This window comes from Stenotrophomonas sp. AG209, from assembly GCF_003550055.1.
Classification (GTDB): domain Bacteria; phylum Pseudomonadota; class Gammaproteobacteria; order Xanthomonadales; family Xanthomonadaceae; genus Stenotrophomonas.
This window is the reverse complement of the sequence record NZ_QXDB01000004.1, coordinates 312,207-336,270: the sequence shown is the minus strand read 5'-3', so window position 1 is coordinate 336,270 and position 24,064 is coordinate 312,207. Positions and strand designations below refer to the sequence as shown.

General features: G+C 66.9%; 27 protein-coding genes and 1 pseudogene. 16 read left to right on the top strand and 12 right to left on the bottom strand.

Annotated features, from left to right (window positions below; genetic code table 11):
- Nucleotides 1-205 precede the first annotated feature (205 nt).
- Together DFO63_RS18525 and DFO63_RS22370 are read right to left on the bottom strand one after the other, a co-directional pair.
- Nucleotides 206-574, bottom strand: a complete 369-nt coding sequence (locus tag DFO63_RS18525; RefSeq protein WP_119007548.1) for a hypothetical protein — start codon at nt 572-574, stop codon at nt 206-208.
- A gap of 487 nt (nt 575-1,061) precedes the next feature.
- Nucleotides 1,062-1,268: pseudogene (locus DFO63_RS22370) on the bottom strand (hypothetical protein).
- A gap of 617 nt (nt 1,269-1,885) precedes the next feature.
- On the opposite strand from DFO63_RS22370, the gene DFO63_RS18510 reads away from it, so the two are divergent.
- The 6 genes from DFO63_RS18510 (at nt 1,886) to DFO63_RS18485 (ending at nt 7,529) form a co-directional block, all read left to right on the top strand.
- Nucleotides 1,886-2,353: a hypothetical protein gene (locus DFO63_RS18510; protein WP_259337446.1), complete on the top strand. Its 468-nt coding sequence runs from the start codon at nt 1,886-1,888 to the stop codon at nt 2,351-2,353.
- A gap of 9 nt (nt 2,354-2,362) precedes the next feature.
- Nucleotides 2,363-3,301 carry an XVIPCD domain-containing protein gene (locus DFO63_RS18505; RefSeq protein WP_119007545.1) on the top strand — a complete coding sequence of 313 codons (939 nt, stop codon included), beginning with the start codon at nt 2,363-2,365 and terminating at the stop codon, nt 3,299-3,301.
- A gap of 133 nt (nt 3,302-3,434) precedes the next feature.
- On the top strand, nt 3,435-4,361 hold the full coding sequence (locus DFO63_RS18500; RefSeq protein ID WP_119007544.1) for an XVIPCD domain-containing protein: 927 nt from the start codon (nt 3,435-3,437) through the stop codon (nt 4,359-4,361).
- A 165-nt stretch (nt 4,362-4,526) separates the two neighbouring features.
- Complete coding sequence (locus DFO63_RS18495) at nt 4,527-5,672, top strand: YncE family protein (protein WP_119007543.1); 1,146 nt, start codon at nt 4,527-4,529, stop codon at nt 5,670-5,672.
- Nucleotides 5,673-5,815: 143 nt separating this feature from the next.
- Nucleotides 5,816-6,391, top strand: a complete 576-nt coding sequence (locus DFO63_RS18490; RefSeq protein ID WP_101764826.1) for a hypothetical protein — start codon at nt 5,816-5,818, stop codon at nt 6,389-6,391.
- A gap of 40 nt (nt 6,392-6,431) precedes the next feature.
- Complete coding sequence (locus DFO63_RS18485) at nt 6,432-7,529, top strand: hypothetical protein (protein WP_119007542.1); 1,098 nt, start codon at nt 6,432-6,434, stop codon at nt 7,527-7,529.
- 46 nt (nt 7,530-7,575) lie between these two features.
- Here the strand turns inward: DFO63_RS18485 and DFO63_RS18480 are convergent, their stop codons facing one another.
- Together DFO63_RS18480 and DFO63_RS18475 are read right to left on the bottom strand one after the other, a co-directional pair.
- Nucleotides 7,576-7,992, bottom strand: a complete 417-nt coding sequence (locus tag DFO63_RS18480; protein WP_119007541.1) for an XVIPCD domain-containing protein — start codon at nt 7,990-7,992, stop codon at nt 7,576-7,578.
- Between the two features lie 75 nt (nt 7,993-8,067).
- A complete protein-coding gene (locus DFO63_RS18475; protein ID WP_119007540.1) occupies nt 8,068-8,547 on the bottom strand; it encodes a nuclear transport factor 2 family protein in 480 nt (159 codons plus the stop codon).
- A 221-nt stretch (nt 8,548-8,768) separates the two neighbouring features.
- Between DFO63_RS18475 and DFO63_RS18470 the strand changes: the two genes are divergently transcribed.
- Together DFO63_RS18470 and DFO63_RS22160 are read left to right on the top strand one after the other, a co-directional pair.
- Complete coding sequence (locus DFO63_RS18470) at nt 8,769-9,581, top strand: alpha/beta hydrolase (protein ID WP_014035790.1); 813 nt, start codon at nt 8,769-8,771, stop codon at nt 9,579-9,581.
- Nucleotides 9,582-9,590: 9 nt separating this feature from the next.
- Nucleotides 9,591-9,764, top strand: a complete 174-nt coding sequence (locus DFO63_RS22160) for a hypothetical protein (RefSeq protein ID WP_182474440.1) — start codon at nt 9,591-9,593, stop codon at nt 9,762-9,764.
- Between the two features lie 28 nt (nt 9,765-9,792).
- On the opposite strand, the gene DFO63_RS18465 is transcribed toward DFO63_RS22160, so the two are convergent.
- Nucleotides 9,793-10,473, bottom strand: a complete 681-nt coding sequence (locus DFO63_RS18465; RefSeq protein WP_119007539.1) for a hypothetical protein — start codon at nt 10,471-10,473, stop codon at nt 9,793-9,795.
- 134 nt (nt 10,474-10,607) lie between these two features.
- Here DFO63_RS18465 and DFO63_RS18460 point away from each other — a divergent pair, with 134 nt between their 5' ends.
- The 3 genes from DFO63_RS18460 to DFO63_RS18450 all read left to right on the top strand — a co-directional run bounded on the left by DFO63_RS18460 (nt 10,608) and on the right by DFO63_RS18450 (nt 12,884).
- Complete coding sequence (locus DFO63_RS18460) at nt 10,608-11,267, top strand: hypothetical protein (protein WP_080347471.1); 660 nt, start codon at nt 10,608-10,610, stop codon at nt 11,265-11,267.
- A 36-nt stretch (nt 11,268-11,303) separates the two neighbouring features.
- Nucleotides 11,304-11,849: an RNA 2'-phosphotransferase gene (locus DFO63_RS18455; protein ID WP_049443664.1), complete on the top strand. Its 546-nt coding sequence runs from the start codon at nt 11,304-11,306 to the stop codon at nt 11,847-11,849.
- A 66-nt stretch (nt 11,850-11,915) separates the two neighbouring features.
- Complete coding sequence (locus tag DFO63_RS18450) at nt 11,916-12,884, top strand: polysaccharide deacetylase family protein (protein WP_049443546.1); 969 nt, start codon at nt 11,916-11,918, stop codon at nt 12,882-12,884.
- Between the two features lie 3 nt (nt 12,885-12,887).
- Here DFO63_RS18450 and DFO63_RS18445 read toward each other — a convergent pair whose 3' ends face one another.
- From DFO63_RS18445 to DFO63_RS18435, 3 genes are all read right to left on the bottom strand, one after another.
- On the bottom strand, nt 12,888-13,730 hold the full coding sequence (locus tag DFO63_RS18445) for an MnmC family methyltransferase (RefSeq protein ID WP_082591244.1): 843 nt from the start codon (nt 13,728-13,730) through the stop codon (nt 12,888-12,890).
- A 64-nt stretch (nt 13,731-13,794) separates the two neighbouring features.
- Entirely contained in the window at nt 13,795-14,175 is a 381-nt protein-coding gene (locus DFO63_RS18440; protein ID WP_119007538.1) for a hypothetical protein, read from the bottom strand.
- A gap of 69 nt (nt 14,176-14,244) precedes the next feature.
- Nucleotides 14,245-14,664: a hypothetical protein gene (locus tag DFO63_RS18435; protein ID WP_119007537.1), complete on the bottom strand. Its 420-nt coding sequence runs from the start codon at nt 14,662-14,664 to the stop codon at nt 14,245-14,247.
- A 90-nt stretch (nt 14,665-14,754) separates the two neighbouring features.
- Here DFO63_RS18435 and DFO63_RS18430 point away from each other — a divergent pair, with 90 nt between their 5' ends.
- The gene (locus DFO63_RS18430; protein WP_014035798.1) at nt 14,755-15,039 is read left to right on the top strand and encodes a hypothetical protein; all 285 of its coding nucleotides are present in this window, start codon (nt 14,755-14,757) and stop codon (nt 15,037-15,039) included.
- 120 nt (nt 15,040-15,159) lie between these two features.
- On the opposite strand, the gene dmeF is transcribed toward DFO63_RS18430, so the two are convergent.
- Entirely contained in the window at nt 15,160-16,140 is a 981-nt protein-coding gene (dmeF, locus tag DFO63_RS18425) for a CDF family Co(II)/Ni(II) efflux transporter DmeF (protein ID WP_101764836.1), read from the bottom strand.
- A gap of 49 nt (nt 16,141-16,189) precedes the next feature.
- On the opposite strand from dmeF, the gene DFO63_RS18420 reads away from it, so the two are divergent.
- On the top strand, nt 16,190-16,474 hold the full coding sequence (locus DFO63_RS18420; RefSeq protein WP_075675501.1) for a metal-sensing transcriptional repressor: 285 nt from the start codon (nt 16,190-16,192) through the stop codon (nt 16,472-16,474).
- A 77-nt stretch (nt 16,475-16,551) separates the two neighbouring features.
- Here the strand turns inward: DFO63_RS18420 and DFO63_RS18415 are convergent, their stop codons facing one another.
- The gene (locus tag DFO63_RS18415) at nt 16,552-16,923 is read right to left on the bottom strand and encodes a MerC family mercury resistance protein (protein WP_119007536.1); all 372 of its coding nucleotides are present in this window, start codon (nt 16,921-16,923) and stop codon (nt 16,552-16,554) included.
- A gap of 69 nt (nt 16,924-16,992) precedes the next feature.
- Here DFO63_RS18415 and DFO63_RS18410 point away from each other — a divergent pair, with 69 nt between their 5' ends.
- Nucleotides 16,993-18,318 carry a GTP-binding protein gene (locus tag DFO63_RS18410; protein ID WP_049443559.1) on the top strand — a complete coding sequence of 442 codons (1,326 nt, stop codon included), beginning with the start codon at nt 16,993-16,995 and terminating at the stop codon, nt 18,316-18,318.
- Between the two features lie 78 nt (nt 18,319-18,396).
- On the opposite strand, the gene DFO63_RS18405 is transcribed toward DFO63_RS18410, so the two are convergent.
- Nucleotides 18,397-20,004 (bottom strand): ATP-binding cassette domain-containing protein, encoded by a 1,608-nt coding sequence (locus DFO63_RS18405; protein ID WP_119007535.1) that lies wholly within the window; start codon nt 20,002-20,004, stop codon nt 18,397-18,399.
- Between the two features lie 266 nt (nt 20,005-20,270).
- A complete protein-coding gene (locus DFO63_RS18400) occupies nt 20,271-21,170 on the bottom strand; it encodes a LysR family transcriptional regulator (RefSeq protein ID WP_101764839.1) in 900 nt (299 codons plus the stop codon).
- Nucleotides 21,171-21,398: 228 nt separating this feature from the next.
- Here DFO63_RS18400 and DFO63_RS18395 point away from each other — a divergent pair, with 228 nt between their 5' ends.
- Nucleotides 21,399-22,577 carry a serine hydrolase domain-containing protein gene (locus tag DFO63_RS18395; protein ID WP_119007534.1) on the top strand — a complete coding sequence of 393 codons (1,179 nt, stop codon included), beginning with the start codon at nt 21,399-21,401 and terminating at the stop codon, nt 22,575-22,577.
- A complete protein-coding gene (locus DFO63_RS18390) occupies nt 22,574-23,758 on the top strand; it encodes an MFS transporter (RefSeq protein ID WP_119007533.1) in 1,185 nt (394 codons plus the stop codon). The genes DFO63_RS18395 and DFO63_RS18390 overlap by 4 nt, the downstream gene beginning before the upstream one ends.
- Nucleotides 23,759-24,064: the final 306 nt, after the last annotated feature.

The following is a 24,064-nucleotide window of genomic DNA, read 5'->3' as shown; positions in this document are numbered from 1 at the left end:
GTAGTTCTCAAGACTCATTGTGGTGGCTGGCGCGTACGCCCCGCCAATGATCAATCCCAGTAGTGCTGCCGCCGTCAGGGCAAGCAAAGTCCGGCTCGGCATAGTGAGGCCAGTGTTGGAGGCTAGAGGGCTCAGACAGCGGCGAATGCTTCGGACCGTGCATACGATCCGCACATTGCATTCGATGTGCGTAGCGAAGTGCGCGCTACTCCCGCACCTGCAACCGCTCAGAAGCCTGCGCAGTCAACGCAACACACGCCATCTTCAACCCCTCCATAACCCGGTCCCCCAGATACTCCTCGGGCGCGCCGTTCTGCCGAGTCCGCTCCGCAGCCAACATCAGCTCAGCCACCACACGCAGCCCTGCCAGCGCGCAATCCGCATCCGCCAGCTGAAGACACCGCCCAGGCAGTTGATGCCGCTCCGGCCAAGGCTGGCCGTCCGCAGCCACACCGCTGCCAATGCGGCGCAGCGTGGCGACGAAGGCGTTGGGATCGACGGACGGTTCGCGCTCGGCTTCGGCGTTGTCCGGATCGTACTGCGCGTGCAGGGAACGGAAGTCCGATGTGTTCATGGCAATGCTCCGTACAGGACAGATAGCAACGCCACCGATAAAGGCGGCGGACGGTGCGTGGTTCGAAAGCCGGACAGTAACCAAGCCGGTGGGTCCGAGGACCCCCACGCACCGCCCGCCATGGAACGCGAACGGATTGCCAGCCGGCGCCACCCAAAAGGTGACGCCGGCTGACAAGCGCAAAACACAAGGTTACTGAGCGGGCTTTCGAACCCCGCGCCACCCTTTTCCGGTGGCCCGCCAAGGTGTACTCGCATGGTTGCGAGATGCCAAGAAACCGTAGGCCGCAGGGGCCGCAAATGCTGACGCTTACGGCATTGTTGCATGGGGCGCGCATGGCAGAACCGTTGCGGTGCAGTGGTTTCGGCTGGTGTTAAGTTACCGCCCGAATGCGCATTAAAAAGCACGGTTTGTAGAGGAGCGGGGTCTCAAAAGCGACAATTCGCCCGCTGGGCTGCGATCCGAAGTGTGCCGATCGCGACACAGCTTAACTTTCCGACGCCACGCACGGCCGTGGCCACAGCGCATCGTCGCGCTCCAGGTCGTAGTCGCTGCCGAACGCCAGTGCAGCCTCGCGTGGAGGGAGGTCTGCTTAGCAGCCCAGCAGATACTCATCCATGCCGGCATCGCAGTGGTCGATGGCGAACAAGTGGAGGAGCTCCTTGTCGAAGGCTTCCAGCCATGTGAGGTCGATACAACGATGCGCCCCCGCCCATCATTGGCGGGGACGCACCGGTGTCGCTTTCGGCTGTGGATCAGCTTGTATGGCAAGCCGCGGAGCAGGTGGCACAGCCATTCGACTGCCGGTACCACCTATGGGCTTCAGCCACGGCCGTCCTACAGCTGGTGTGCAAGCCGAGATCCTGCGTGGACTGGGCGCGAGCAAGCCAATAGCATCCCTGTTTATGCACCTCATGGTCTCCATTGGCCTGCGGCGTTCTATTCACAAAGTAGCGGTCCATTTACTACCCCCTATGCGTGTACGTAAGCGCACCATTGCGCGTGGTCGACTTTGATCGCTCCCAGTCGCAGGAGCCGCGACGCAGCGAACTTCGTCGCAGAATCATCTGCGGCCGGGGTGTATAAGTACGGGCGAAGGCGCCTTCAACGGCTTCGATGAGCCTTGGAAGAGGAAAAGCGATGTTTCGACAAGGAAGATGGTTGGTCTGCCTGGCCCTGGTACTGTCAGGTTCTCTGCTGAGCGGCTGCCAAGCCAGCTCCGAGGCGATACCTGGGCCGAGCGCTCCGGTAGAGAACGGGACCCTGGTGCCCTTCGTCAGGCCACTGCCGCTGGTAGCGATGACCACACCCATGGTGGTCGAGTTCGACCTACCGTCCCCAGAGGAAAGCGCCTCGCCAACCTTGTTCCTTGGAATCCGGGTGAGCGGAGAAGACGGGCTGAAATCACTGAATGCGGGCCGCGAGATCCGCAATCTGGGCTTGCCCACCGAGGTGACACTGGAGCGGCTGGAGGCACAGCAGCGCATTCCTGTTCCGTTGGTGAGGGTGGAGTCTGTGGCAGGAACGCCCGCGCGGATAGAGCCCATTGGACCTGCGGGCAGGGTGGCGGGTGGATGGTTGGATGACGTCGATCATCGATCTCTGCAGTCAGCAGGATTGGAAGCGCCCGGCAGTCACCACACACAACTGGCCCTCGCATGGGCTCAGGAATTGCAACCTGGCCGCTACAGGCTGAGCATCCAGATACTGAAGCCTGATGATCGATTGGCGTCCACTCAAGCCGAGTTGCTGGTGGCCTACGTAAACAAGTCGAAATAGGAACACGTCATGGACGACAAATACACAGTCACCGTCTTCGTTGCCGCTCCCGGCACGCCGCTGCTGGCGGGAGGGACATCCAATGCTGGCCACGTCTACTACAAGGTGGCGCATGGCAAGGACGAGGTGAGCTTTGGCTTTGCACCCATCGAGCATGGCGTCATCACTGGGCCCGGAATGGTCTACAACAATGACGCCGAGCAATACAAAGATCCGTACTACGCACGGACGATGGAGATCAGCAAGCAGCAGTACGACAAGCTGATGGAATTTGGTGCAAAGCCCAGCGAACATGGTTTCAACACCGAGTATCACGGTGTGGAAAACAGCTGTATTGACTACACATGGGGCGCCCTGAATCACGCCGGGCTTCATCGAACCAACGTTCTGCTCATGCAGGACAAGAGCTTCGAAGGTGGCCTCAAGCCGCTCAGCAATGTGGAATACATCCGCAGCATCCGCGCGCCCTTCCCGGATAGCGTCTTGAATACTGAGCACTACAACAGAATGCCGGAGAGAACGTTCAAGCAATGGATCATCAGCGATGAGCAACTGCCGCGGGGCGATCGGGATATGCTTGATTCCATCCGCAAGGGCGTGGCGGGCATCGATGAGAGGCATGGCCGCTCCTACGATGGGACCAGCGAGCGGATCTCAGCGGGGTTGTTGGCCACAGCCAAGGAGCGTGGGCTGGAGCATGTCGACCATGTGGTGTTGGGTAATACTCCAAGCGATGGTTCGCCGCAGCGACTCTTCGTCGTGCAGGGGGAGCTCAACGATCCTGCCCATATGCGAGCATCGATGACGGCGGAGGAGGCTGCGCGAACACCGGTGGAGCAGTCATTCGCCAAGGTCGAGCAGATTTCGCTGGCCCAGCAGGAGCGCGTCTCGTTGGCGCCGCAGGAGCCGGCTCTGGAACAAACCCGGGCGCCGCTGCAGATGGGCTGACTTCCAGCGACTGCACGGAAGATCACAGTTTCGAGCGCCTCGGCCTCGAAACTGCCTCCATCTCCACCTGCCCCCCATCCCACCTATGCCATCATCCGCCCAGGACCGCAGCACCCATCAAGGCTGAACAGGCATGGAGCAGGCAACACGCTACACGGCAACGCTTTATCTGGCCGCGCCCGGCACCCCATTGAAAAGTGGGGGCATCTCGCCGCGCGGCCACATGTACCTGCAGGTGGCTGCGGGCGACGAGGCCCACAGCTACGGCTTCGCACCACCGCACCACGCGCCGGGCGAAACCCGCACCAGCGTGCAGTACGCGCAGGTGCGCCACGACGATGCCGACGAGCATCTGGACCCGTATTACAGCCGCACCCTGGAAATCACCGAGGAGCACTACGGCTGCCTGCGTGATTTCGCCGAGGAACCGGCCGAGTTCGAATTCGATGTGGATCGCCCGGCCACCATCAACCGTTGCAGCGACTTCGTCTGGGCGGCGCTGCACTACGCCGGCCTGCATCCGCTGCCGGCGCCGCTGGATGGGGGCAGCAACCTGGGCGAGTTCGCGGTGCTGTTCAACCTGCCAGAGATCCAGTGCATCGCCGCGCCGTTCCCGGGCAGCGATCTGAATGCCGAAACCCACAACGCGATGCCCGAGCACGAGGCCGAGCACCATCGCCAGGGTGACCGTGCCAGCGATGAGCCGCCGCCGACGCCGATTGAAGTGGCCGGCACGCTGCTGGACCCCTCACATCCGGACCATCGCCTGTTCTCGCAGCTGATCCAGAAGGTAGCGGAGCTGGATGCAGCGCATGGCCGCCCGTTCGATGCGGCCAGCCAGCGCATCAGTGCCAGCCTGCTGGTGTTGGCCAAGCAGAACAATCTCTCGCGGGTGGACCACGTGCTGCTCAGCCAGCCGACCAAAAACAGCCATGCCGCCGAGAGCATCTTCATCGTGCAGGGCGACCGCAACGACCCGGGGCACCGCCGTGCCAGCATCGCTACCGAGGTGGCGGCCAAGACCGATGTGGCTGATTCGCTGCGGTTGAAGGAGCAGTAATCCGCGCGTCTGCCATGCGCGCGCAGACGCACGCCACGCCCCCCACCTGCTACCATTCCCCGGCAACCCCAGCCAGCCCACCCGCGCAGACAGATGCAGGTCGGGCCGTCGCAGTACGGCCCAGCGAGCCAGGACACCTTCCCGTGCCCATTCAAGGACGCTCGCATGTTCCGTAATCCTCTCTTCCGTTCGGCCGCCCTGGCCCTCGCTGTGTCGCTCAGCCTCGGCGTGCCTTCGGCATTCGCCGACAACGCACCTGCCGCCAGCGCCACCACCGCCGTGCAGCGCCAGGCCGTGGCCAAGGGCCTGTACGAGCTGGCCTACAGCCCGAAGCAGAACGCCGTGTTCGTGGCCTCGTCCGGTGGCTTCGGCGATGACGCCGGCCCGGCCCAGGTGCTGCGCCTGAACCCGGCCACGCTGGCCGTGGAAACCCGCATCCCGCTGGAGCGCAAGGCGTTCGGCGTGGTGCTGGATGACGCCCACAACCGCCTGTACGTGGGCAACACCGTGGACCTGTCGGTGACCGTGGTCGACACCGTGCAGAACAAGGCCGTCGGCACCATCCAGCTGATGGAGAAAAAGACCGGCAAGGACGGCAAGGCCGCCTACACCCACGACCTGCGCGAACTTGTGGTCGACAGCGCGGCCAACCGCCTGTACGTGACCGGCCACAGCAGCCAGCCGGACGTGAGCAGCGTGCTGTTCGTGATCGATACCACCACGCTGAAGGTGATCAACACCATCGATGGCCTGGGCAATGCCAAGGCACCGGGCCTGGCGCTGGATGCGGCCAATAAGCGCGTCTACACCAGCAACCTGCTGGCTGATTTGGTGGTGGTGGGGACCGATTCGAACAAAGTGGTGGCGCAGCATAAGATCGCCGCCGAGCAGCCGATGAACATCGCGCTGGACCCGGCCGGCAAGCGCCTGTTCGTGACCGACCAGGGCTCGGAATTCCTGCGTGGCTACCAGGCCAAGAGCAGCGGCCTGGTCAGCAAGCATCCGGGCCAGCGCGTGCTGGTGCTCGACCGCAGCACCGGCAAGGAACTGGCCAGCATCCCGACCGACGCCGGCCCGCTGGGCATCCTGCTGGATGCACCGCGCAAGCGCCTGTACGTGACCAACCGCGAGGCGGGCACGGTGACCGCCTACAACAGTGACAGCTACCAGAAGGTGGCGACCTACACGGTGCCGACCCACCCGAACAGCCTGGCGCTGGATGCGAAGAACAACGTGTTGTTCGTGAGCATCAAGAACGGCGAGAAGGATGACAAGGGCGCTGACGAGAGCGTGGCGCGCATCCAGCTGTAAGGCGCTGACGCCGGGCCCCGCCCGCCGACGTGACGCGTGAAGGAGGCAGGGTGAAGACCCTGCCTTCTTCTTTGTCCGGTTGCAGTGCCGGAGGCCGCCCGCTAGGGTTGAAGCCCATGGCAGGGAGCCAAAGGGTCTGAATCATGCTGGGTATCCATCGCTGGCTGCGCGCCGGCCTGTTCTTCACGCTGGCGAGCGCACTCGGCGCCTGCAGCAATCGCGTACCGGACGCGCCGGAGCCGCTGGATCTGGTCAAGCCGATCGACGTGGCCGAACCCGGCCAGGCGGTGCGGTTCGAGTTCGAGACGAATGCCCGCAACTTCTATCCCGGTCGACCCTATGTGCTGGATCTTGAAGTGCAGCGACATGGACCCGGGCCCGGCAGTGAGCCAGACATGGACAGTGTTCATGTTCCCTTCCAGCTGTTCCTGCAGCGCTGGGTCGCAGGTGCCTGGCAGGACGTTGCAACCTCTGATGTCCATCAGGCAAGGGCGCGCAATCTGGGTGAGCCGCTCCCCGAATGGCATGCATCGGCAGACTGGCGCTACGCGCAGCAGGTATCGATGGACGCCAACCGATACAGGTTGAGCATCGTCCCGCTGCCGCTGGAAACGGGTGCCCGCTACCGCCTGGATGTGCGCACGGTGCAGCCCACCGCTGCGCTCCAGCATTACCCGGCACAGCTGCGGGTTCATGCCGACCCACTCTCTGGAAAATAGTCGACATCCCACCGCTGGAAGGAACTGAAGGATTCTTCTTATGGACAAGCCGCGCTACACCGTAGAAATCGTCATTGCCGCACCTGGTACGCCGTTGGTGGACGAGAGAGGTGTACAGAAAGTTGTGGACGGGGTTCTGCAGACATCCGGGCCCGGGCACATGTTCTACGTGCTCCATGGGCCGGACAAGACCACGCGGAGTTTCGGCTTCGCGCCTTCCGAGCATGGAAGCATGAACGGGCCGGGCGAGGTCATGAAGACCGATGCGGCCGAGTACCAGAACCCGCACTACAGCCGCACGCTCGAGATCAGCGAGCAACAGTACAAAAAGCTTGAGGCGTTCGGCGCGCACCCGGACAAGTACGGCTTCGATCTGCAATATAAGGACGTGCGCCACAACTGCGTGGACTTCACCTGGGAAGCACTGAATCACGCCGGCATCGAGCGGAAGAGAAGTATCGACGTGAACGGGCTGGTCGGTCCTGCCGCGCAGCTTCTTCCGGATGTGCGCATTCCCCTGGGCATGAAGGGCGAAGGCAAGGACGCCTATCGCCCGCTGCGCAACATCCACGGCGTCGAAAGCATCGATCCGCCGTTCCCCGACAGCGAGCTCAACCGTACGAAGACCAACCCGATGCCCGATCGCACGTGGAAGCAGCACCTGCTGAGCGAGACCGACGACATGGGTGAGCGCAGCGGTGAGCGATTGGCCAACGACGCACGTGCGCCGGGTGATGCGTTGCATCCGCTGGACCAGCGTGTGCGTGCGGCGCTGGGGGAGGCCGCCGATCGGCAGGGGCTGCCGCCGGGACAGCAGCCCGAACTGCTGGCGGGCCACCTGACGCGCTTGGCGGTGCAGGGCGGCTACACCGAGCGCGACACCTTGCAGGTGGCCTTCAGCAGTGGCGGTGCGGCGGATTCGCCGGGCTATGTCTTTCTGCAACGCACGGGCGAGACTGCATCACCGGACCCGGCGGCGAACCGCCAGCGCCTTTCGCTGGCCGATACCCAGCAGGGCACGGTTGAAGAGGTGTACCAGCTCGCCAGCGCGCAGCATCAGGGCCGCGAGGCCAGCCGCGTCGCGCAGGACGATCAGCTGCAGCAGCAGACGCAGCACGCTCAGCCGCGAATGGGCTGATACAGGGTTTTCCACAGGCGTCGATGGCATCGACGCCTGGTGGCATTCACCCCAGGCGATGCACGGGATTCTGCTGCGGGTCCTGCGCCTGTGCATCCAGCGTCTGCTGCTCGGCCTGCACCGGCGGCTGCACACCCAGCCCCAGCTTCTGCATCGACTGCTCCACCGGCGTCTGTACCGCCACAGCGGTTGGCATCATCGCGCGCAGATGCGCGGGGTTGGCCGGGTCGCCCTGCACAACGAAGACGTTGTGCCCGGCCGGGTGCTGGGCCGTCGCATTGCTGACCAGCACATGGTCGACCTGCTGCAGGCCCTGCTCGCGGGCGAGCACGGTCAGGCTGGCGGTCAGGCGCTCGCTGGTCTGGTCGAACGGACGACCATGCTGGGCGTCCAGTGCGGCCACGCCCTGGCGGATCTGCTGGTTGAGGCCGTACTCGGGATGGTTGGGGGTGATCTCTGCCATGGCGATCGAACGGTAGCGGTGGGTCGTGGTGGACCCCGCCAGTATAGATCCGGCCCGTGAAGCACGCCCGATGGGTCAGTCCGCTGCGTGATGGTCGTAGCTGATCACCCGTTCGGCCAGCCAGCGCCCGTCCACGCGGCGCCAGATCTGGATGAAGCGGGCCTGGCCGACCCAGCGCTCCACGCCGTCCTTGCCGCGTTCGTGGAAGCGGTGGTCACCGATTTCCAGCGCCCGCTCATCGTGCAGCGGGAACACCTGCAGTGAGGAATCCACCAGCTCGCGGCGTAGGTGCCAGCCGCCCTTGCGCGCGTTGTCGCACATGCTGGCCACGCTGCGGCGGAAGTCCTCACGGTTGCTGGCCGACTTGCCGTCCTTGTCATGGAAGAACTCCATGTCTTCGGTGGTCATCGCGGCGGCCTTGTCGGCATCGCAGGCCTCGAAGGCCACAGCAAACAGCTGGGTATCGGCCTGGCGGATCTGTTCGCGCAGGCCATCGGCGGGCGACGGTGCGGCAGCGAGGCCGGCAGCCAGCAGGGGCAGGGTGAGCAGCAACATGGCGAAACTCCCGGGAATGATGTGCGCAGGCTGGCATGCCGGTGACCACGGCGGTACGGCGCTGCGACGAAACCGGGAAGGCGCGGTGCGAAGGCCGGGAATGCCGGTGCGGCGCTGTGCGGAGGCGTGTGCAGGCGATGTCACGGGCGGGCGCGATTCCCTCACGGCTGGCATAGGGCGTGGCCGCTAGCCTGCAATCCTCCGCTTCCACAGGAGCTCCCATGCCTGCTTCCCGCATCCGCCTGCATATTGAAGACAGTGGTGGCGACGGCCGCCCGGTGATCCTCATCCACGGTTGGCCGCTGTCCGCCGATGCCTGGAAACCACAGGTGTCGATCCTGCGCGATGCCCAGCACCGGGTGATCAGCTACGACCGGCGCGGTTTCGGCCGCTCCGACAAGCCGGCCGAAGGCTATGACTACGACACGCTGGCGGCGGACCTGGCGGGGTTGATCGAGGAACGTGACCTGCGTGACGTCACCCTGGTCGGTTTCTCGATGGGCGGCGGCGAGGTGGCGCGCTACGTGGCCAACCACGGCCAGGAGCGCCTGCACAGTGTTGTGTTCGCCGCGGCGGTGCCGCCGTTCCTGCTGCGCAGCGACGACAATCCGGACGGCCCGTTGACGCAGGACAAGGCCGATGACATGCGCAGTGGGCTGGAGAAGGACCGCGAAGCCTTCTTCGACGGCTTTACCCGCGATTTCTTCAGCGCCAACGGCCAGTTGATGGTGACTGAAGAGACGCGTCAGGCGGCGATCGCGCTGTGCCATCAATCCGACCAGGCGGCGGCGTTGGGCTGCATGAAGGCGTTCGCCACCACCGATTTCCGCGATGACCTGAAGAAGATCACGGTGCCGACCTTGATCCTGCACGGCGACAGTGACGCCATCGTGCCGTTCGAGGGCTCCGGCCAGCGCACCCATGAGGCGATTGCGGGCAGCGAGGTGGTGATCCTAGAAGGCGCGCCGCATGGCTGCAACACCAGCCACGCGGATCATTTCAATCTGGCGCTGCTGAACTTCCTGAAGCGGTAAGCTGCTGCGATGCGCCAGACCAATACACCTCCGTGGAAGAAGCCCAAGCCCAAGGGGCAGGCGCCGCAGCCGCTGTCCGATGCACAGAAGGCAGCGGCGCGGCAGCGGGCGGAGGAGAACGGGCGGCGCTATCCGAACCTGGTGGACAACATGTGGGCGTCGAAGCTGCCGCGAGGAGCGTGATTGGGGGCAGCCGAGCCTGGGCTCGGCTCTACAGGCGAGGCAGTGGCTGCCAGCTTGACTCCCGCCATGGCGCCACGTCGCGCTGCTGCACGTGGATCGCTTCGACCGGCAACCCTGCCAGTCGTGCCAGTTCTGCACGCAGCATTTCAGCGTCCACCGGTCGCGCGATGGCCACCTGCATGCGATCGCCCAGCAGTCGTACCTGCACGGGAACGACGGCATGGGCTTCATGCTCGCCGCCGGTGCGAGCGATCGGGTAGCGCATCGCCGTGGGCCGCCCCAGCTGTGCGAGCGCGGGTTGCCATGCCTGCAGCACGACGGACTGTGCGGCTACGGGAACCTGCACCTCGACGACGGTTCCCGCATAACCGATGAGATTGCCCACCATTACCTGGAAGCGTGCGCCATCGGGCACGGCGATCACGGTGGCGATCAGCACCATCAGCGAGAGGACAGCCGAAGCGAAGTGCCAGCTGCGGGGTGCGGTGGCCGCGCGGCTCGCCGTGCGCAGGCCTGGCTTGCGCCGCAGTTTGCGTGCGTAGATGCGGCGATCCTTCCTGCGGGGGCTGCTGCTGTGCTCGGGCAGGTTCAACGGGACGCGTGGCAGCCGGGCGACGCGGGCCTTGATCAGGCGCGACAGCAGCCACCACGCGAGCACGAACGCCAGCAGTGGCAGCAGCGTCCGCACGACCAGATACAGCATCACCATCAGGATTACCAGGGAAATTTCGGATCCAAACAACCGTGCCATCGTAACGGTGCTGCGTGGTGCGTGTCGCATCCGCCAGCCGACACGCACGGGGCGCTTGGTTAGGATGGCTCTTTGCTGTCATGGATGAACCGATGAGCCCTGCCACGTCCCGAATCCGCCGCATCTTTGGGCAGGGCCCGATCCTGATGATGCTGCAACTGGTCGCGCTGCTGTCCGTCGCGTTGGCAGCGGGCTTCTTCCACTATCGGGTCGACCTGCTGCTGGAGCCGATCAACGCAGCCTGCGGTGGCCCGGATGAGCAGGCACGGTTGCAGGTGGCCGAACAGGTGATGGCACGTGCCGGCGCATTGGATGACTGGCAACCCCTGAGCTGGATTCCGGTGGCAGGCATCGTGCTGGCGTTGCTGGGGGCCATGGCGGTATGCGCGAGCCGCGCGCTGTGGCTGCGCGATCGGCTACGCACGGCGAACCTGGCGCTGATGCTGCTGCACGGTGGCGCACTGGCCTTGGCCGGATGGGTGCTGCACCTGTACGAGAATGCGTGGCGCAATGTGGCTCGGCTGTCACCCACGGCGTGCCTGGTGGAGCTGGTGTCGGAGGGCGATGTACCGCTGGAGCAGTCGCAGCGCGTGGTATTCCACATCCTGACGCGGGTGAACGCTCCTTTGCTGCGCAACCCGGATGATCTGGCGCTGGTGCTGGCGGTGCTGTTGTTGGCCGCGATGGCCGGCGGCGTGGCCCTGTGGCGCGCGATCGCACGGGCCCGGGCGGCACGATCGGCAGGGGCGTAACTGGCATCCGGCGGTGATCTGCGGCAGCCTATGCCGATGAGTACGGATACTTCACACAAGCAGGCCAGCAAGTTCATGAGCCTGGTGTTGCGCCACGAACCAGAGAAGATCGGCCTGCAGCTGGATGCGCAGGGCTGGGCCGATGTCGATGATCTGCTGCAGCGGATGGCCGATCATGGCGTGGCGCTGGACCGGCACACCCTGCAGGCGGTGGTCGAGACCAATGACAAGCAGCGCTTCGCGCTGAGCGACGACGGTCTGCGCATCCGCGCCAGCCAGGGGCATTCGATCCAGGTGGATCTGGGCCTGGAGGCGCTGCAGCCGCCGGCATGGCTGTACCACGGCACGGTGGCTCGCTTCGTCGGTGCCATCCGTGAGCAGGGCCTGCGGCCTGGCGAGCGCCAGCACGTGCACCTGTCGCTGGATCGCCAGACCGCGCAGCAGGTGGGCGCACGCCGCGGTGCGCCGGTCATCCTCAGCGTGAATGCCGGGCGCATGCATGCCGATGGTCATGTGTTCCACCGTTCGGCCAATGGCGTGTGGCTGACCGCGCACGTGCCGCCGCAGTACATCGCCGGCTGAGCACACGCTCGGCGGCGCGCGGCAATCGCGCTACAGTCGACGCCTCGCCACTCCAGGGAAGACCCGATGCGATGCTTGCTGCGTGCGTTGCCGTTGCTGCTGTGTTCGCTGGCGGTACATGCCGCCGAGGTGGACCGCCGGATTGCGGTGACCATCGACGATCTGCCATGGGCACGGCTGGACGAGATCGTGCCGGCAGACCTGCAGGCACGGCATGAGGCGTTGATGGCCCAGCTGCATCAGGCGGGCGTGCCGGTGGTCGGCTTCGTCAACGAGAACAAGCTTGAGGTGGACGGGCAGGTGCAGCCGGCGCGGGTGCAGATGCTGCGGGACTGGCGCGATGCGGGCTATGTGCTGGGCAACCACACGTACTCGCACATGGATCTGAACGCGAAGGGCGTGCCGGCGTTCCAGCAGGATTTCCTGCGCGGCGAAACGGTGCTGCGGCCGCTGCTGGCCGAGAAGGGGCAGGCGCCGCAGTGGATGCGCCATCCCTACCTGCGCGCCGGGCGCACCCCGGATGAGCGTGCGCAGATGGACGCGTTCTTCAAGCAGCACGGCTACCGCGTGGCGCCGGTGACGGTGGACAACGGCGAGTGGGTGTGGGCGTTCGCCTATGCCAACGTGATGAACGAGCAGGCGGACTCACCTGCACGCGAAGCGACGCTGGCGCAGCTGCGCAAGGGCTATGTGCCGTACATGCTGAACAAGCTGGACTACTACGAGAAGCAGTCGCAGGCGCTGCTGGGCTACACGCTGCCGCAGGTGTGGCTGATGCATGCCAATGAGCTCAACGCGGCCACGTTCGCCGAACTGGTGGCGGCCACGAAACGCCGCGGCTATCGCTTCACTTCACTGGACGAGGCGATGCGTGACCCGGCCTACGCACGCGGTGCCGAGGGTTACAACGGCCGCTACGGCCCGAGCTGGCTGCACCGTTGGGCGATGGCGGAGAAAAAGCCGAAGGACTTCTACGCCGGCGAACCCGAGGTGCCGGCGTGGGTGATGAAACTGGCCAAGGTCGATTCGGAGTGACGCTCAGCGCTTGACGGCCAGCACGCCGTCCAGCGCCAGCTCGGCCTTGAAACCGGCCTTCTCCAACCGCTTGGCGACTTCACGCGGGACGTCGCGGCCGCTGGTCAGCTTGTTCGGCGCACCGGTGTAATGGAACAGCCGACCGCCCTTGCGGATCACCCGGGCGAGGTGGTCGTAGAACACCTGTGAGTACAGCTCGCCGGCGATGCCGAAGCGCGGCGGGTCGTGCAGGATCGCGTCAACGCTGTTGCTGGCCACCTGTTCGATCTGCTGCGAGACGTCGCCGTGGCTGAACTGCAGGCGGCCACCGGCGGCAGCCGAGTCCGGATCCGGCGACCACGGGTTGAGCGTGCGCAGCCACATCACATCGGCGTTCTTCTCGAACGAGCGGATCTGGCCGACACCGGCCTCCAGCGCGCAGGCGGCGAAGTAGCCCAGGCCGCCGCAGGTATCGAGGATGACCTTGCCGGCGGGAGCGACCAGCTCGACCTTGCGGCGAGCATCCTCGAACGGCGACAGCTTCGAGGTCGGCAGCATCTTGATGCCGTCGATCTCGAAGGTCGGCGCGCCCCACTCGGTCGGCACCAGCTTGATCAGCGAACCGCTGTAGCGCGAGATCGGCGCGAATTCCTCGCCATCCCAGTAGTACAGCGTGCGGTCCTTCAGCTTGCCCGGCCACGGGTAGGGCTGGCCCCGGAAGTGGAAGCCGTCCGCATCGAGCGCCACGCTGTCCTGGCTGCGCCCGAGGTCGAGCGAGCCCTGCCAGTCGGCGGCGCCCTTGTCATGGGCACGGCGCAGGGTATCGGCGCTGTCGCGGGTCAGCAGGGGGCCGGTGTAGTGGGGCACGGCGGGTACCGGGGCGGTTCGGGGGAGGGCATGGTACCGCAGCTGTTGCAGCGCCAAGCCGATGTCACAGTAGATCCACGCCATGCGTGGATGCAGGCAGGGCGGAGTCGAGCGTGGGCCCGACGCTACCGCTGGTACAGCTGTAGCCGTGCGTGGCGCCTTCTCCTGCAATCATGCCGACCCCGCGTGAAGGCTGCATACCCAGCCGGGCGCACGATCGGCGATGGGCCTCCTGGGTTTCCGGTGGCTGTCGATCGAAGTCGTAGCGCATGCGGCCGTCCTCCTGCAGCAGCCAGTGCACGGTGACGCGTTCCTTCCTGCCTTCGCCGAGGTCCCAGTCCAGGGTGCGCATTATCAGGATCTGGCCATCGGGCAGTTCCCGGACTTCGTCATAGGCGCCCTGGGTCTTCGGGGCGCTCACCGCAAGCAGCAGGAACAGCAGCATCCGCGTCCATCCTCAAAGAAGACAGGATGTGCCGACGCCGCTCCCTGCAGCCATCAGAATCGTTGCGGATTACGGGCACTTCACCGCATACACCGGCCCCGCCCCGATCAGCATCAACGCCATGTAATCGCTGTCGCTGGCCTTGCCCTTCAGCGTCGCGCCCTTGTTGAAGTGGAAGATGCCGAACCCGCCGGCCATGCGGATCAGGGCACTGTCGATCTGATCGGCATCATCACGGAAGTAGCGGCCGATCTCGCTGCGGTTGGCTTTGTGCAGGGCATTGGGCTCGCGCTGCCATTGCTCGCCACGGCTGAAGGAGACGAAGTACTGGCCACCTTCCTTGTCGATGCGGAAGTCAGCGGGTTTGCGCGCGCTGGTGGCGAAGCAGCCCTGCAATGGGTCGGCGGAGAAGGGAAGCCCGGCGTCACCGCTGCAGGCGGTGGTCAGCAGCAGGAGGGCACCGGGCAGCAGCAGGCGGAGCGTGCGCATGGGATGTCCCTACAGGGCAGGTGCGGCTAGTGTAGGCAGCACGCGGGCGCGGCCCGTACAGAAATTCGGCAAGAACACAGGGGTTTTCGGATGGCGCAGGGCAAGGCACCGTGGTGCGGCGTGGGCAGTTGGCTGGGGATCGCTGTGGGGTGGGGTGCAGGCACCGTGGCAGCGCAGGCAGCGGTGGCTGCAGGCGGCAATGGCATGGCCGCAGGGCTGGGCGTGGGCGTGCTGGGTGCGGCGCTGGTGGGCTGCGGCCTGGCGGTGGCCGCGCGCGTGCGCGGTGAGCGCTGGCCGTGGATCGGCATTGCTGGCGCAGTGCTGAGCGCGCTGCCGCTGCTGATGTACCTGCTGCGGATGATGCTGAAGCTGTAGCGGTAGAGTCGAGCCATGCTCGACTCATGGATAGGACCAGCCAGGCATGGCCTGGCTCTACTGGGCAGCGGCGGCCGGCGCATGCCATGCCGGCCAGCGGCCGGCACTACCCGATGTGATTCACGCGCTGCGGTGGATCTCCACGGTTACATGCACCAGCTCTTCGTGGATGGCCAGCGCGTTGCGCACGGTATCGGCATCGAGGCTGGCGTCGCTGGTGACCACGCTGGCGCTGACCGCGTACTTGCCGCGACCCACCTGCCAGACGTGCAGGTCGGCCAGGCGTGCCGGCCACGGGCCCTGTTCGATCACTTCGCGCACTTCGGCCACCACCGGCGCGTCCATCTGCGCGTCGAGCAGGATGCGGCCGCTGTCGCGCAGCAGGCCGATCGCCCAGACCGTCACCAGCACGGCGCCGACCAGGCCCATCACCGGGTCCAGCCAGGTCAGGCCCAGCAGCTTGCCGCCGAGCAGGGCGACGATGGCCAGCACCGAGGTGGCGGCGTCGGCCAGCACGTGCACGTAGGCCGAGCGCAGGTTGAGGTCGTGGCCGTGTGCGTGGCTGTGGTCGTGGTGATCGTGGCCATGCCCGTGGTCATGGCCATGGCCATGGGTATGACCGTGATGATGATGCGCGTGTCCGGGGCTGTCGTGCAGCCACCAGGCGCACAGCAGGTTCACGCCCAGCCCGACTGCCGCGATGGCGATGGCTTCGTTGTAGTGGATCGGCGCCGGCACCCACAGCCGTTCCAGCGATTGCACGGCCATCAGCGCGGCGACGCCGAGCAGGGCGATGGCGCTGGTATAGCCGGCCAGGATCTCGATCTTCCAGGTGCCGAAGGCGAAGCGCGGGTCGTGCGCGTAGCGGCGCGCACAGCGGTAGGCGAACACCGAGAGGCCCAGCGCCAGCGCGTGCGAACTCATGTGCCAGCCGTCGGCGAGCACGGCCATGGAGTTGAACCACCATCCGCCGACGATCTCCACCAGCATCATGCTGACGGTCAGCCACAGGGCGCGGCGGGTGTTGCGTTCGGCCAGCGGATTGCCGTCGTCGAAGCGGTGTTCGTGGCGACGGGCGGCGGCGAGGGCGTCCAGATGCATGGGGGTCAAAGGGTGGAGTGGATACCCCCATAGGGTATATGATCCGGCCATGGCTCATGTACACAAGCATCGAAAGCAGCTGCTGACCCGGGTGCGCCGCATCGGCGGCCAGGTGGCGGCGTTGGAGCAGGCGCTGGACAGGCCGGAGGGTGAGGCCGGCGACTGTGCGGACGTGCTGGTGCAGGTTGCCGCCGTGCGCGGTGCCGCCCACAGCCTGCTGATGGAGCTGCTGCACGAGCACCTGCAGGAACACGTGGTGGGCGCCGAAGACCCGCAGCAGCGGGCGGACGAGGCCGCGGTGCTGGTGGAATTGCTGCGCCGCTACGGCAAATAGCAGGGGTAGTGCCGGCCGCTGGCCGGCACCTGCAGGTTGCGTGCGGCGTTCATGGGGTTGCCGGCCAGCGGCCGGCACTACCCGTGCCGGTGCCGCGCGTTCCAGATGTGCGTGGCGGCGAGCAGCAGGCTGCCGGTGACGGTCATCGGCGTTTCCCAGTCGTGCGAAGGCAGCGCCAGCGGGCCGGCCAGCAGCAGGCCGAGCCCGGCGCCGGCAGTGGCCCAGGCCAGCACGGGCAGTGGGTGACGGCGCTCGGCCCGCCACAGCGCGTAGCCGGTCAGTGGCAGGGCGATGGCCACGAACAGCAGGTGCACCCATTCCGCTTCGGCCCAGGTGCCAAGCAGTGGCAGCGCGGCGGCAAGCAGCGGCAGCGCCAGGCAGTGCAGCAGGCACAGGCTGGACAGGGCGACCGCGCCAGCATCGAGCAGGGCGGCAGAAGGCGACTTCATCGGGGGAGGTTCCTTGCGCAACAATTGTTATACAGTAACATCTCCGTTCCGCAGCCAACCCGCTCCGACATGAACACTGTTTCCCGCGCCGACCGTCGCCTTCCGGTCACCGTGCTGTCCGGCTTCCTCGGGGCCGGCAAGACCACCCTGCTCAACCAGATCCTGCGCAATCGCGAGGGCCTGCGCGTGGCGGTCATCGTCAACGACATGAGCGAGGTCAACATCGATGCGCAGCTGGTGCGCGAAGGCGGCGCCGAACTGCGCCGCACCGAAGAGACGCTGGTGGAATTCAGCAATGGCTGCATCTGCTGCACGCTGCGCGACGACCTGCTGCAGGAAGTGCGGCGGCTGGCCGATGCCGGGCGCTACGACTACCTGCTGATCGAGTCGACCGGAATCGGTGAGCCGATGCCGGTGGCGGCCACCTTCGCGGTACGCGACGAGCAGGGCTTCAGCCTGAGTGACATCGCGCGCTTGGACACGATGGTGACGGTGGTGGATGGCAGTGCGTTCCTGGCCGACTTCGGTTCGACGCTGCGCCTGGCCGAGCGCGGGCAACAGGCCGGGCCGGACGATGATCGCGGTGTGGTCGACCTGCTGTGCGAGCAGGTGGAGTTCGCCGATGTGATCGTGGTCAGCAAGATCGACCAGGTGGATGACGAAGTGCTGCAGGACACGCTGGCCGTGCTGCGTGGCTTGAACCGCGACGCGAAACTGCTGCTGTCCAGCTTCGGTGATGTGCCGCTGGCCGAGCTGCTGGACACCGGCCGCTTCGATTACGAGCGTGCGCAACGTGCGCCGGGTTGGGTGAAGGAACTGCGTGGCGAGCACACGCCGGAAACCGAGGAATACGGCATCGCCAGTTTCGTCTACCGCTCGCGGCGTCCGTTCCATCCCGCGCGCTTCGCGCGCGCGCTGCAGTCGGGCATGCCCGGCGTGATCCGCAGCAAGGGCTGGTTCTGGCTGGCCAACCGCATGGACTGGGTGGGCGAGCTGAACACCGTGGGGGCCGCGACGCGGACGCAGGCGGCGGGGTTCTGGTACGCCGCGCGCGATCGCGTGCGCGCCGGGCTGGAGGACACCGCGCCGCTGCTGCCACCGACGCCGCTGCCGTACAGCGACCTGGGGTGGGCACGGCAGCAGGCCGACTGCTGGAGCGCGCCGTTGCCGGGGCTGGAAGAATTCCCGGATGCGGCCGCGCATTCGGCGATGCAGCGGCTGTGGCACCCGTTGTGGGGCGACCGCCGCCAGGAGCTGGTGGTGATCGGCGTACACATGGATGAGCGTGCGGTGCGCGCGGAACTGGATGCCTGCCTGCTCAACGAACAGGAGCTGCGTGCCGGCCCGTTGCTGTGGCATCAGCTGCCGCAGGCGTTCCCGGTGTGGAAGCGCTGAGCGGGCGTTGAGGGTGCGGGGTGTGCCGGCCAGCGGCCGGCACTGCCCGCCATGCATCCATCCACGCATGGCGTGGATCTACAAGGCGTCGCGCCACTGCCAACCATCGGCACCTACCTGCAACACCTGCGTCGGCTGTAACGCCTGCAGCAGGTGCCGGTCGTGGCTGACCATCACCAGGGCACCCGGCCACGCCGCCAGCAGCTCTTCCAGTGCCTGCAACGCGCTCAGGTCCAGTGCGTTGCCGGGCTCGTCCAGCAGCAACAGCTGCGGTGCGGGGTCGGCATACAGCACGCTGGCCAGGGCGCCTTTCACCCGTTCGCCATCGCTGAGGCTGTGGGCTGCACGCTGGATGCGCTGCGCGTCCAGCCCGAGCAGGGCCAGCCGTGTGCGCAGTTCACCGGTATCAGCCGCCGGGTTGGCGGCCTGCACGGTGTCGAGAATGCTGCACTCGCCGGACAACCCCAGCAGCTGCTGGTCGAGCAGCGCCAGCGGTGCATGGCGTTGCACGGCGCCACTGCGTGCGGGCAGCTGGCCGGCCAGCACGCGCAGCAGCGTGGACTTGCCACTGCCGTTGTCACCGACCACGGCGATGCGCTGCCCTCGACGGATCTCCAGCTGCAACGGCGCACTGCAGCCATGCGGCAGCACCAGCGAGTCCACCTGCAGCAGGCGCGCGCTGCCACGTTCGCCGTCGCCTGCAAACAGCGCCAGTTCCGGCGCGGTGTGAACTGCCGAGGCTGCAGCGCGCAGCTGATCGGCGCTGGCCTGCAGGCGCTCGGCCTGTACCTGCTGCGCGCGGCCGTGGCTGGCCTCGGCACGCTGCTTCTGCCGGCCGAGCAGGATCGGCGCCTGGTTGGCCTGCTTCGCATCGCGATTGCCGCGTGCCTGGCGTTGCTGCTGGCGCTCGTGCTGTTCGCGTGCGCTGCGTTGTTGCTGCCGGTGCTGGGCGCGCGCATGGTCGAGCTGTGCAGCAGCGGCTTCGCGTTCGGCGGCACGCGTGTCCGCGTAATGCTGCCACGGCCCGCCATAGCGATGCAGCCCGCGCGCGTCGAGTTCGGCGATCTGCTGCATCTGCGCCAGCAGCTCGCGATCGTGGCTGATTGCCAGCAGGCCGCCACGCCACTGCTGCAGGTGTTCGTACAACTGCTGGCGATGGCGTGCATCGAGGTGATTGCTGGGTTCGTCCAGGATCAGCCAATCGGCGCCGCTGGCCCAGGCGCCGGACAGCGCTACCTGCATGGCCTGGCCGCCACTGAGGCGCGCGGCGGGCTGGGCAGGATCGAGATCGTCGGGCAGCCGTAGCGCCTGCCATTGCTGCTGCAGGCGCTCGCGCAGATCCCAACGCTCGCCAACACAGGCGAAGTCGGTCTCGTCCACGCTGCCGGCTTCGATGCGTTGCAGTGCGGCCAGTTCCGGGCCTACGCCGGCCAGTTCGCCAACCGTGCCGGTAGGGGGATAGCCGGGCGTCGGCAGCAGGAACACGCGGCCGCTGCTGCGTATCTGCCCGCTGTCGGGCAGCAGGTGGCCGGCCAGCAGGCGTGCGAGCACGCTCTTGCCGGTGCCATTGGCACCCACCAGGCCGGTGGCGACCGGTTCGAAGGAAAACGACAGATCGGAAAACAGCGGGCGGCCGTCGGCCAGCCGATACGACACGCGATCGAGCGTGAGGGAATGTGTGGTCATGCGACCTCCATGGATGCCGGGTTCTCCCCTGCGCGCAGGGGCGGGAAGAGTCAGGCCGTCTAGTGGGAAGACGGCGGCATCAATGGCGCATTGGTCGCGAGCCTCTTGGAGGAATGAGCGGGCAGTATAGCGGGGCTGGCTGAATGGTCGGGTGTGGCACCGCCAGGCATGGCCGACGCTACAAGGCATCCACGCATGGCGTGGATCTACTGCACGAGGCACGCATGGCGTGGATCTACTGTGGGCCGGACATGGGGGGACCGCGACTAGGGCACGGTTTCCAGGCGGGCGCTGACGAAATCGATGAACACCCGCAGCTTCGGCAGTACGTGGCGGCCCGAGGGCCACAGCAGGTGGAAGATGCCGCAGGAATGCACGTGTTCGTCCAACACGGTGACCAGGCGACCGTCGGCCAGCGCATCGCGCACCGAGTGCACCGGTACGAAGGCCAGGCCGACGTGGCGCAACGCCAGCGCCACCCGCGCCTCGATGGTGTTGGCCACCATGTGTACCGGCAGCTCCTGCGGGGTTTCCTCATCGGGCCAGTGGATCGGCCACAGTTCCAGCTTGCCGGTACTGGGGAAGCGGTAGTGCAGCAACGTGTGCTGCAACAGGTCGGCCGGCGTGCGTGGCGTGCCGCGGCGCTGCAGGTACGCCGGCGAGGCAACGATGCGGCGTGGAAAGACGCCCAGGCGACGTGCGTTCATGCGTGAATCGCTGGGCTCGCCGACACGCAGCACGGCGTCGAAACCCTCCTCGATGACGTCGACCAGCCGGTCGCTGAAATCCAGGTCGAGGCGGATGTCCGGATACGCCGCCATGAATTCGGCCATCAACGGCAGGGTGAGGTCGCCCACCAACGGCAGGCCGATGCGCAGCGTGCCGCGAGGCGTGGCGTGCGGCTGTGCCAGTTCGGTGCGCGCGGCATCGCGCTCGTCGAGGATGCGCCGGCAGCGCGCCAGGAACAGTTGGCCCTCGGCGGTGAGGGTGATGCTGCGCGTGCTGCGATGGAACAGGCGCACGCCCAGTGCATGCTCCAGCCGGGCAACGCACTTGCCGGCGGCCGAGGCGGAGATGCCCTGCAGGCGCCCGGTCTCGACGAAGCTGCGGGTGTCGGCGGCGTGCACGAAGGTCTGCAGGTTGGCGAGGTTGTCCAGGACTGACATGGGCGTACGGGCAATGAAAGCAGCAGGGTAGGGGCGCGTGATCGCGACGGGCGGCGCCGCCACCGCAACACTGTGGTGCGGGGCGGGTCGCCGGCCGTTGCGGCCTTGCAGTTCCGGGCATGATGCCGATTGCGGACTGCACGGTCCATGATGCCCGGAGCGGCAACCGGCTTTTTGCGCCGTGCCGTGCTGCCTAACGTGGCGGGCCTCTCCCCACGGATCACCGCGATGAATGCCGTTCTTTCCCTTGAACCCGCGCCGACGCTGCCTTCGGTGCAGCGGCTGCTGCAGCAGGTCCACCCGCTGCGCCTGGTCGGCGCGGTGGTGCTGGTGCGCGAGCACGGCGTGCTGCGCCATGCCAGCGCGACCGGGCTGGCTGATCGCGAGTCGGCGATGCCGATGCGGCGCGACCAGCTGTTCCGGCTGTCATCGGTCAGCAAGCCGCTGCTGACCACGGTGTTCCTGCGCCTGGTGGCCGAAGGCGTGCTCGACCTCGATGCACCGGTGCAGCGTTGGTTGCCGGAGTTCCGCCCGGCGCTGGCCGATGGCCGCATGCCGCCGATCAGCCTGCGCCAGCTGCTCAGCCACAGCAGCGGGCTGGGCTACCGCTTCCTGGAAGCCGATGCGGAGGGCCCCTATGCGCGCGCTGGGGTCAGCGATGGGCTGGATGCGAACCCGCTTTCCCTGGCCGAGAACGTACGCCGGATCGCGCAGGCACCGCTGCTGTTCGAGCCGGGCAGCCAATGGCTGTACTCGTTGGGCGTGGATGTGGCCGGTGCGGTGGCCGAAGCGGCGACCGGTGAAACGCTGCAGGTGCTGCTCGAGCGTTTGCTGGCCGCCCCCTTGGGCCTGCGTGATACCGCGTTCGCCACGCGCGAGGGTGCGCGGTTGGCCACGCCCTATGTGAGCGACACGCCGCAGCCGCATCGCCTGCGCGAAGGCGAGGTGGTCGCGCCGTTCGAAGGTACGGTCGGCATCGAGTACAGCCTTGCGCGTGCCCTTGATGCCAGCCGTTTTGCTTCCGCCGGCGCCGGCCTGGTGGGGACTGCCGATGAGGTGATGGTGGTGCTGGAGGCCTTGCGTGATGTGCAGCGCTCCGGCCTGCTGCCGCCCGCGCTGGCGGCAGAGATGGCCAGCCCGCAGGTGGGCGAGCAGGGGCCGCCGGAACCGGCCGGCTGGGGCTTCGGGCTGGGCTTTGCGCTGCTGCGCGATGCCACTGCCAGCGGAACGCCGCAGCGCGAAGGGACTTGGCGCTGGGGCGGCGCCTATGGGCACAGCTGGTTCGTCGACCCGTCGCGTGGGCTGAGCGTGGTGGCACTGACCAACACGCTGTACGAAGGCATGGATGGGGCCTTCGTCGATGAGTTGCGTGATGCGGTGTACGCCGATCTGGAGACCGTGCGATGAGCGGCCATGCCATCGATGCGGCCAGCCCGGCCGGTGAGGCCACGCGTCTGCCATGGGCGGGCCTGCTGGCGTTGGCCGGCGGTGGCTTCATCACCCTGCTGACCGAGACCCTGCCGGCCGGTGTACTGCGTCCGATGGGCGACAGCCTGGGCGTGAGTGATGCGGCGGTCGGCCAGCTGGTGAGCGTGTATGCGCTGGGCTCGGTGATGGCCGCGCTGCCGATGACCGCGCTGACCCAGCGCATGCCGCGGCGTCCGCTGTTGTTGGCCGCCATTGCCGGTTTCGTGGTGGTCAACACGCTGACCGCGCTGAGCAGCAGTTACGCGCTGATCCTCGCCGCGCGCTTCCTGGCCGGCGTGAGCGGTGGCCTGCTGTGGTCGCTGGTAGCCGGTTACGCCGCGCGCATGGTGGTGCCGTCGTTGCAGGGGCGGGCCATCGCGGTGGCGATGGTGGGTTCGCCGTTGGCGCTGTCACTGGGAGTGCCGGCAGGTACGCTGCTCGGCCAGCAGATCGGCTGGCGCTGGGCGTTCGCATTGATGAGCGTGCTGGGCGTGGGTCTGCTGGCATACGCGCGCTGGACACTGCCGGCGCTGCCGGCGGCCGGTGCCGGCCAGCGCACCTCGCTGGCTACGGTCTGGCGGATGCCCGGCGTGCGCAGCACGCTGCTGGTGATGGTGCTGTACGTGCTGGCGCACAACGTGCTGTACACCTACATCGAACCGCTGGCGGTCGATGCGGGTGCCGGTGCGTGGCTGGACCGGCTGCTGCTGGCGTTTGGCGTGGCGGCGATTGCCGGCATCGGGATTGCTGGCTGGGGTGTGGATCGCCACCTGCGTGCGCTGGTGTGGGCGGCGGTGATCGGCTTCATCGTGCCGGTACTGACGTTGCTGGTATGGCCGGGTGCGGCGACCGCGCTGCTGCTGGCGACGATCCTGTGGGGCGTGGCGTTCGGCGCGGTGCCAACGTTGTTCCAGACCGCACTGGCACGCCGTGCGGGTGCCGCCGCAGACCTGGCACAGTCGATGCTGGTGACCGGCTGGAACCTGGCCATTGCTGCCGGCGGCGTGGCAGGCGGCGTGCTGCTGCAGGCCAGCGGCACGAGCCAGCTGGGATGGCTGCCGTTGCTGTTGCTGGCGGTGACCGTGGCGTGGCTGCTGGCACGGCCGAAGGCGTGGGCGTAGTCGGCCGATCAGTGTCACGTGGTGCCGGCCAGCGGCCGGCACTACCGTGGTCCGCGCCATCCACGCATGGCGTGGAACTACCGAGCGCAGCGACCCGCGTTTGCTTTTGCTTTCTTCTGTTGATTCCGTGGTGGGACGCAGCCGGAACCTGTCAGAGGCCGGGGCGGTCGGGTTCGCGGGGGTGTCCGCGGCATGGATGCCGCGGCCAAGCCCCCATGGATGGGTTTACGGCGTCCCCCGCGAACCCGACCGCCCCGGCCAACTCCGGGATAGCTGTACGCGAACCACCACGAGGGGCTCTGCCGT